The organism is Citrobacter sp. Cf088 (assembly GCF_030334295.1).
GTDB classification, from domain to species: Bacteria; Pseudomonadota; Gammaproteobacteria; order Enterobacterales; family Enterobacteriaceae; genus Citrobacter; species Citrobacter freundii.
In genome coordinates this window covers 1-219 of record NZ_JAOWEE010000003.1, presented here as the reverse complement: position 1 = coordinate 219, position 219 = coordinate 1, and the positions used below count along the sequence as shown (strand labels likewise).

Genomic DNA, 219 nt, shown 5'->3' with positions numbered 1-219 from the left:
ATCCTGCACGACCCACCAATGTAAAAAGGCGCCCTAAAGGCGCCTTTTTGCTATCTGCGATTTGTAAGATTCGAACCTGCGGCAGGTTCGGTGTTGAGCGCAGCGAAACAACGGAGCCGGTTACGGCGACGGCCCGAAGGGCGAGCGAAGCGAGTCATCCTGCACGACCCACCAATGTAAAAAGGCGCCCTAAAGGCGCCTTTTTGCTATCTGCGATTT

Annotated in this window: 1 other RNA gene; it reads left to right on the top strand. The window is 55.3% G+C overall.

From position 1 onward, the window contains the following. Positions 1 to 47 precede the first annotated feature (47 nt). Positions 48 to 174: non-coding RNA, RtT sRNA (locus tag OGV71_RS00015), on the top strand. Positions 175 to 219: the final 45 nt, after the last annotated feature.